Genomic DNA, 5,887 nt, shown 5'->3' with positions numbered 1-5,887 from the left:
TCGGTGGCGGCGGCTTCGGCGGCCGCGACGGCGGCATGCGCGGCGACCGCTTCGAGCCACGCGAGGACCGCGGTCCCCGCCTGGGCGACGCGGCCTTCCGGGCCCAGCGCGATGCGCTGGAGCATGCCGAGGCCACGCTGCGCAAGCTGGCCGCGCAAGCCCACGGCGAGGCGCTGACCCAGTTGCTGACGGCGTGGGAGCAACGCGCCGCCGACCAGGTGCCGAGCGTGCAGGACCTGGGCCGCGTGGTGGCTCCGACGGTGCGGCAAGGCTGGACGCAGGCCCTTGGCCGGGCTCCTTCGGGCGACGCTGGCGAGGCGCTGCTGCGGCTGGAGATCGCCGCCGAAGTGCCGACTCCGGCCGAACAGATCTCGGCGCGCCGCATGCTGCAGTTGCAGCTGCTGACCAAGCGCCACGCTCCGTCGCCGCAGGAAACCTGGGGTGAAGACGTCGCCAAGGTGCTGGCGACGCCGCACGACAGCGGCGCGGCGCGCCGGCTGCAGAACGCGCTGAAGGCGCTGCTGCGCCGCTAAAGGCTTGGTCATTCACGCGCAGGCGGGAATCCGGGGCATCGAACAGAAGGGGCGCATTGCGCCCCTTTCTGCATTTCAACTTCCGGAATCCTGGCCTTCGCGTACTGCTGTCCGGAATCGATCTCCGGCCATTTCATGGGGCGCTCTGCGCGTGATCCCAGCGTCAGTGGGGCGGGCGCGGCTTGCTTTTCGCCGCGTCAGGACGGGTCAACCCGCCTTCCAATGTCCCTCGCGCGGGCCACGCCTGCGATGCGAGCCGCGGAGATGCGGCGCAAAATCGGCATTTCCGGCCTGAGGAGCTGAACCATGAGCATCACGATTGCAGACCTCCAGGCATTCGCCGACGCCTGGAACCGCCATGACATCGAAGCCTTGATGCGCTTTATGACGTCCGACTGCGTGTTCGAAGCCTCTGCGGGACCGGATGTCTGCGGAGTGAGTTACGTGGGCTGGGAGGCCGTCCAGGCCGGATTCTCCGAGGTCTGGAAGACCTTTCCCGATGCGCGCTGGAACGCACCCCGGCACTTCGTATGCGGGGACCGTGGGGTCTCGGAGTGGACATTCACCGGGACGCGCCTCGATGGTGTTCGCTTGGAAGTGAACGGATGCGACCTGTTCACTTTTCGCGACGGCAAGATCGCGATCAAGAACTCGTACCGCAAGACACGTCCGCCGCAGCGAGCGCCCTAGTGAACCTCGGCTTGCGAGCGAGCCGAGGCAGACGCTTCAATCAGATCCGTCCTGACCAGGGCCGTCCGGAGGCGAGCAACCCGCCGGCACGGCCGGGCGCCACGGCATGGCTGCCACGACACGCCTGCGCGCGCCGGCACCTCAAGTCGCGCCCGCGCCGGCGCTATTTTCATTGCCCAAGGCGTCAAGGGTTGCACTGCGGCTGTTCCGGACGACAGTGCGTGCAGGCGCAGTCCGGGGCGTTCCGCCGGAAGCACTCGATCCCGCGTTCACGGGGATGCCGGTGTTCAGCCGAAAAACCCGTCGAACAACGGCATCAGTGTCGGAAAGTGCGCGCTGAATCTTTGCCGATTGACGAAGTAGGCCTCGCAAGCCACCGCGAAGAACTCGTCGATCGAGGTGGCGCCGTACGCATCCAGCCACGGCGCGGCGCCGCCGAAGCGTTCCGCCACGATCACGCTTTCCCGGAACGCCTCGAAAGCGGGCTGCAGCACGGCCAGCCACTCGCGCCGGGCCCGTGCCGAGGCCAGCGGCGGGCAGCCGTCCGCGGCGCCGTCGCGCATGTCGATCTTGTGCACGAACTCGTGGATGACCACGTTGTAGCCGGCGGCGGCCGTGTTGCCGGCGTCGGCCACGTCGCGCCAGTTCACCATCACCGGCCCGCCGTCCATGGCTTCGCCGGCCAGTTCTTCCTGGTACTCGTGCACCACGCCGTCATCGTCGGTGACGGTGCGTTGCGCCACCACCTCAGCGGGATGCACGACGATGGTCACGAAGTCGTCGTACCAGCCCAGGCCGAGGCGCAGCACCGGCAGCACCGCCTGGGCCGCGATCGCCAGTGCCATCGCGTCGGTGATGTGCAGGCCGCCGGCGCCGTGGAATTCCTTGCGTCCCAGAAAGGCCGCGGCCAGCTCCCGCAGGCGCTGGATGTCCGGCTGCGGCCGCCCGGCCAGGAAAGGATAGGCCGCCAGCGTGGCGCGCCAGAGCGCATCCGGCACCTGCGGGGCGCGGCGGGGCCGGCGCAGCCAGCCGAACATCAGGCCAGGGCGATGCGCTGGGCCGCGCCGTCGCGGTCCAGGCGCAAGGCTTGCAGCCGCGGCGGTTGCGCGCCGCCATCCCAGTCGCTCAGCACGATGCGCCGGTGGGCGCCGTCGAGCGGATGGTCGGCCGGCTTGTGCGTGTGCCCGTGCACCAGCACCGGCGCGTCGGCCGCCCGCAGCCACTGCAGCGCGGTGCCGCTGTCGACGTCCGGGTAGTGGCGGTCGTTGCGTTTGTGCTCCTCGCTCTCGCCGCGCAGGCCGCGCGCGATCTGCTGCCGCCGCTGCAGCGGCTGCGCCAGGAAGTCGCTTTGCCATCGTGGTGAACGCACCTTGTCGCGGAACGCCAGGTACTCGGTGTCGTCCACGCACAGCGCGTCGCCATGCGAGAGCAGCCAGCGGTGCTCGCCCAGCTGCAGCACCGTGGGATCGGCCAGCAAGGTCAGGCCCGCCTGGGCCGCCAGCGCCTGCCCCAGCAGGAAGTCGCGGTTGCCGTGCATCAGGAACAGCGGCAGCCGCTGGGCAGTGCGCTGCAGCACGAGGGCGCAGTCGGCGTCGAAGCCAGGCTCGCGGGCTGCGTCGTCGCCAACCCAGGCCTCGAACAGGTCACCCAGGATGAACAGGGCGTCCGCGCCGGTGCGGTCCATGTAGGACCGCCAGGCTTCGAAGGTGGCCGGGTCCGACGGCTGCAGGTGCAGGTCGGAGATGCATTCCACGGTGCGCCACGCAGCCGGCGCAAGCAGTTCCTGCGCGCGCGGCGCGGCCACCATGGTCAGGCGACGACGACGGCCTTCTCCAGGACCACGTCTTCGTTCGGCACGTCGTCATGGAAGCCCTTGCGGCCGGTGCGCACGGCCTTGATGCGGTCGACCACGTCCTTGCCCTCGACCACCTTGCCGAACACAGCGTAACCCCAGCCGGAGGCGGTGGGCGCGGTGTGGTTCAGGAAGGCGTTGTCGGCGACGTTGATGAAGAACTGCGCCGAGGCGGAGTGCGGCGCCTGCGTGCGCGCCATCGCCACGGTGTAGTTGTCGTTCTTCAGGCCGTTGTTGGCCTCGTTCTCGACCGGCTCGTCGGTCGGCTTCTGGGTCATGCCGGGGGCGAAGCCGCCGCCCTGTACCATGAAGCCTTCGATGACGCGGTGGAACACGGTGCCGTCGTAGTGGCCCTTCCTGACGTAGTTCAGGAAGTTGGCGACCGTCTTCGGGGCCTTGGCCTCGTCGAGTTCGATGGTGACGACGCCGTGGCCGGCAATGTGGAGTTCGACCTTGGGATTCATGCGCAAACCTTTCTGTTAGGGGACGAGCGTCGCCGACCGGATGACAACCGGGGTGCGGGGGACGTCGCCGTGGGGACCGCTCCGGCCGGTGGGCACGGTGGTGATCTGGTTGACCACGTCCATTCCGCCCACGACCTTGCCGAACACGGTGTAGCCGTAGCCGCGCGCGGTCGGCGCGGTGTGGTCCAGGAACGTGTTGTCCTTGACGTTGATGAAGAACTGCGCCGACGCCGAGTGCGGGTCGCCGGTGCGCGCCATGGCCAGCGTGCCGACCTGGTTGCGCAGTCCGGCGGCGCTGGACTGCTGGCCTTCGTGCTCGATCGGCGCGCGGGCGGGCTTCTCGCCCATCTTCTCGTTGAAGCCGCCGGCCTGGACCATGAAATTGGGAATCACGCGGTGGAAGATGGTGCCGTCGTAGTGCTTGTCGCGCACGTACTGCAGGAAGTTGGCGACCGTTTTGGGCGCCTTGTCGGGGTAGACCTCGACCAGGATGTCGCCGGCGCTGGTGGCGAACTTCACGCGCGGGTCGGCCGCCCAGGCGGAGGCGCCCAGCAGGGCGGTGCCCAGCAGGACCGCGGTGGCCAGGCGGCGGGTTCTCGAATACATCAACCGATCACTCCTTCGTAGAAGATCTTCCAGTGCGGCCCTTGCCGCACCCAATACTGGCGCTTGACGGGGCCCGTGCGGGCGCCCGCGGCGACTTCGCCAAAGGTTACCACCATGGTCTCGGCGGTGCCGTCGGTCCAGCGCAGGAACGACAGGTCTTTCAGCTCGATGTCGCGGCCGCGCGCTCGGGTCAGCTCGACTTTCAGCAGCGGGGTCCAGGCGGCCAGCGTCTTGCCGTTGAAGCTGAAGTCGCTGGTGTAAAAGCCCAGCATGGCGTCGACGTCGCCGGTGGCCTTGGCATTGCGCCAGGCCTGCAGCACGTCGGCGAAGCGGCGGCTGTCAGGCTGCACCGAGGCTGGTGCCACCCATTTCAGGCTGTTGGCGATCACCACTGGCGTGGTGCGCGTCTCGACCGTCTTGACGATGCGCAGCAGGTCGGGGTTGGCCAGCACCACGCAGCCGTCGGTTGCCTTGGGCGCGCGCGAGAACTGGCCGGGCGGCGTGCCGTGCAGCCAGATGCCGCTGCCGGTCTTGCCGCGCCGCGCGTCGTACGGGTTGGGATAGTTGATCGGCAGCGCGCCGGCGCCGTAGAAGTCCTTGAGCGACTTCGGGTCGAGGTTGCTGGTGACGTAGTAAACGCCCAGCGGCGTGCGCAGGTCGCCTTCGACGGCCTTTTCGATGCCCGACTTGCCCACCGAGATGTAGTAGTCGGCCACCAGCTTGATGCCGTCGGGCTTGTTCTCGAACAGGTAGAGCCGGGCGCGCGAGGTGTCGATGGCGATCGCGTGGCGATTGCGCGGCGACAGCTGCAGAAACTGCGCCGGGATGGCGCCGGCCGGCGGCCGTTCGCGCAAGGCGCGCATGCGCAGCTGCGACTCCTCGCGCAGTCCGGCCAGCAGCTGGGCGGACGACTGGGCGGTGGCGTGCGGCACGTCGCCGAACGAGCGCACCGGGCCGACCTGCGCCGTCAACAGGTCGCCGTAGACCAGCTGGGCCAGCTGGAAACTGGGGTGGTCGCGCACCAGCGTCTCGGCCTTGGCCAGCGCCGCGCGCGTCTTGGCCTGGCCGACCAGCTTGTAGATCTCGATCAGGCGCGCCTCGGCGTCGCCGTCGCGCGCCTGGTGCTGCGCGGCCAGCGCCGGCTTGCGCGCCATCGGCTTGGCCGCGAAGGCGGGCTGCAGCAGCGCGACGGCGCAGCACAGCGCCAGCAGCGCGCGGCAGCCGCGGGGCAGGGCAAGGGACAGGTTCAACAGCACAACCTTGTTCCGGACACGACGGGTGGATCAGCCGCCCGTGCTTTCGCGCACGATGCTCCAGCGGTCGCCGGTCTTGACCAGTTCGAGCGTCTTGCGGCTGGTGACGTTCAGCGAGTCCGCGCTGTAGGCCTGGCGGAACTTGGCGATCGCCTTGCTGCCGCTGACCGACACGTTCAGGTCGCTCACGCGCACGGCGATCTTCGACTTGCCGACGATGCGGGCCCGGCGTTCGTCTTCCCACGCCTTGCGCGTCTGGTTGCCCGGCGGATCGAAGGCGTTGCCATAGGCGGCGAGGTAGCCGGACATGTCCTTGCCGGCCCAGGCCGCGGCCCAGGCGTTGACGGCGGCCTCGACCTCTTTCTCGGCGTTGGCGGACCTGGCAGGCACCGGGGCGGTGGGAGCGGGAGCGGGAGCCGGCGTCGGCGCGGCAACCGGGGCGGCGGCCACGGCCGCCGGAGCCGGCGTCGGCGCAACGTTGCGGACGGC

Annotated in this window: 6 protein-coding genes and 2 pseudogenes; 2 read left to right on the top strand and 6 right to left on the bottom strand. The window is 69.5% G+C overall.

Annotation, left to right across the window (positions count from 1 at the left end; genetic code table 11):
- Positions 1-533, top strand: a pseudogene (locus JWP65_RS19430) (DUF349 domain-containing protein); the annotation flags it as partial.
- 306 nt (positions 534-839) lie between these two features.
- Positions 840-1,223 (top strand): nuclear transport factor 2 family protein, encoded by a 384-nt coding sequence (locus tag JWP65_RS19425; protein WP_299766739.1) that lies wholly within the window; start codon positions 840-842, stop codon positions 1,221-1,223.
- A 287-nt stretch (positions 1,224-1,510) separates the two neighbouring features.
- On the opposite strand, the gene JWP65_RS19420 is transcribed toward JWP65_RS19425, so the two are convergent.
- The 6 genes and pseudogenes from JWP65_RS19420 to JWP65_RS19395 all read right to left on the bottom strand — a co-directional run.
- Entirely contained in the window at positions 1,511-2,260 is a 750-nt protein-coding gene (locus tag JWP65_RS19420) for a zinc-dependent peptidase (RefSeq protein WP_299766737.1), read from the bottom strand.
- The gene (locus tag JWP65_RS19415; RefSeq protein ID WP_299766735.1) at positions 2,260-3,030 is read right to left on the bottom strand and encodes a UDP-2,3-diacylglucosamine diphosphatase; all 771 of its coding nucleotides are present in this window, start codon (positions 3,028-3,030) and stop codon (positions 2,260-2,262) included. Before JWP65_RS19415 ends, JWP65_RS19420 begins: the two co-directional genes overlap by 1 nt.
- A 2-nt stretch (positions 3,031-3,032) precedes the next feature.
- Positions 3,033-3,539, bottom strand: coding sequence for a peptidylprolyl isomerase (locus tag JWP65_RS19410; protein ID WP_299766733.1), 507 nt, complete (start codon positions 3,537-3,539; stop codon positions 3,033-3,035).
- A 15-nt stretch (positions 3,540-3,554) separates the two neighbouring features.
- Entirely contained in the window at positions 3,555-4,145 is a 591-nt protein-coding gene (locus JWP65_RS19405; protein WP_299766731.1) for a peptidylprolyl isomerase, read from the bottom strand.
- The gene (locus tag JWP65_RS19400; protein ID WP_299766741.1) at positions 4,145-5,389 is read right to left on the bottom strand and encodes a murein L,D-transpeptidase family protein; all 1,245 of its coding nucleotides are present in this window, start codon (positions 5,387-5,389) and stop codon (positions 4,145-4,147) included. Before JWP65_RS19400 ends, JWP65_RS19405 begins: the two co-directional genes overlap by 1 nt.
- A 39-nt stretch (positions 5,390-5,428) precedes the next feature.
- A pseudogene (locus JWP65_RS19395) lies at positions 5,429-5,887 on the bottom strand (DUF4440 domain-containing protein); the annotation flags it as partial.

The sequence above is a fragment of the Ramlibacter sp. genome (genome assembly GCF_028292805.1).
In the GTDB taxonomy this organism is placed as follows: Bacteria; Pseudomonadota; Gammaproteobacteria; order Burkholderiales; family Burkholderiaceae_C; genus Ramlibacter.
Note: the sequence above shows the minus strand (reverse complement) of the source record. Positions and strands in the feature narration are given on the sequence as shown.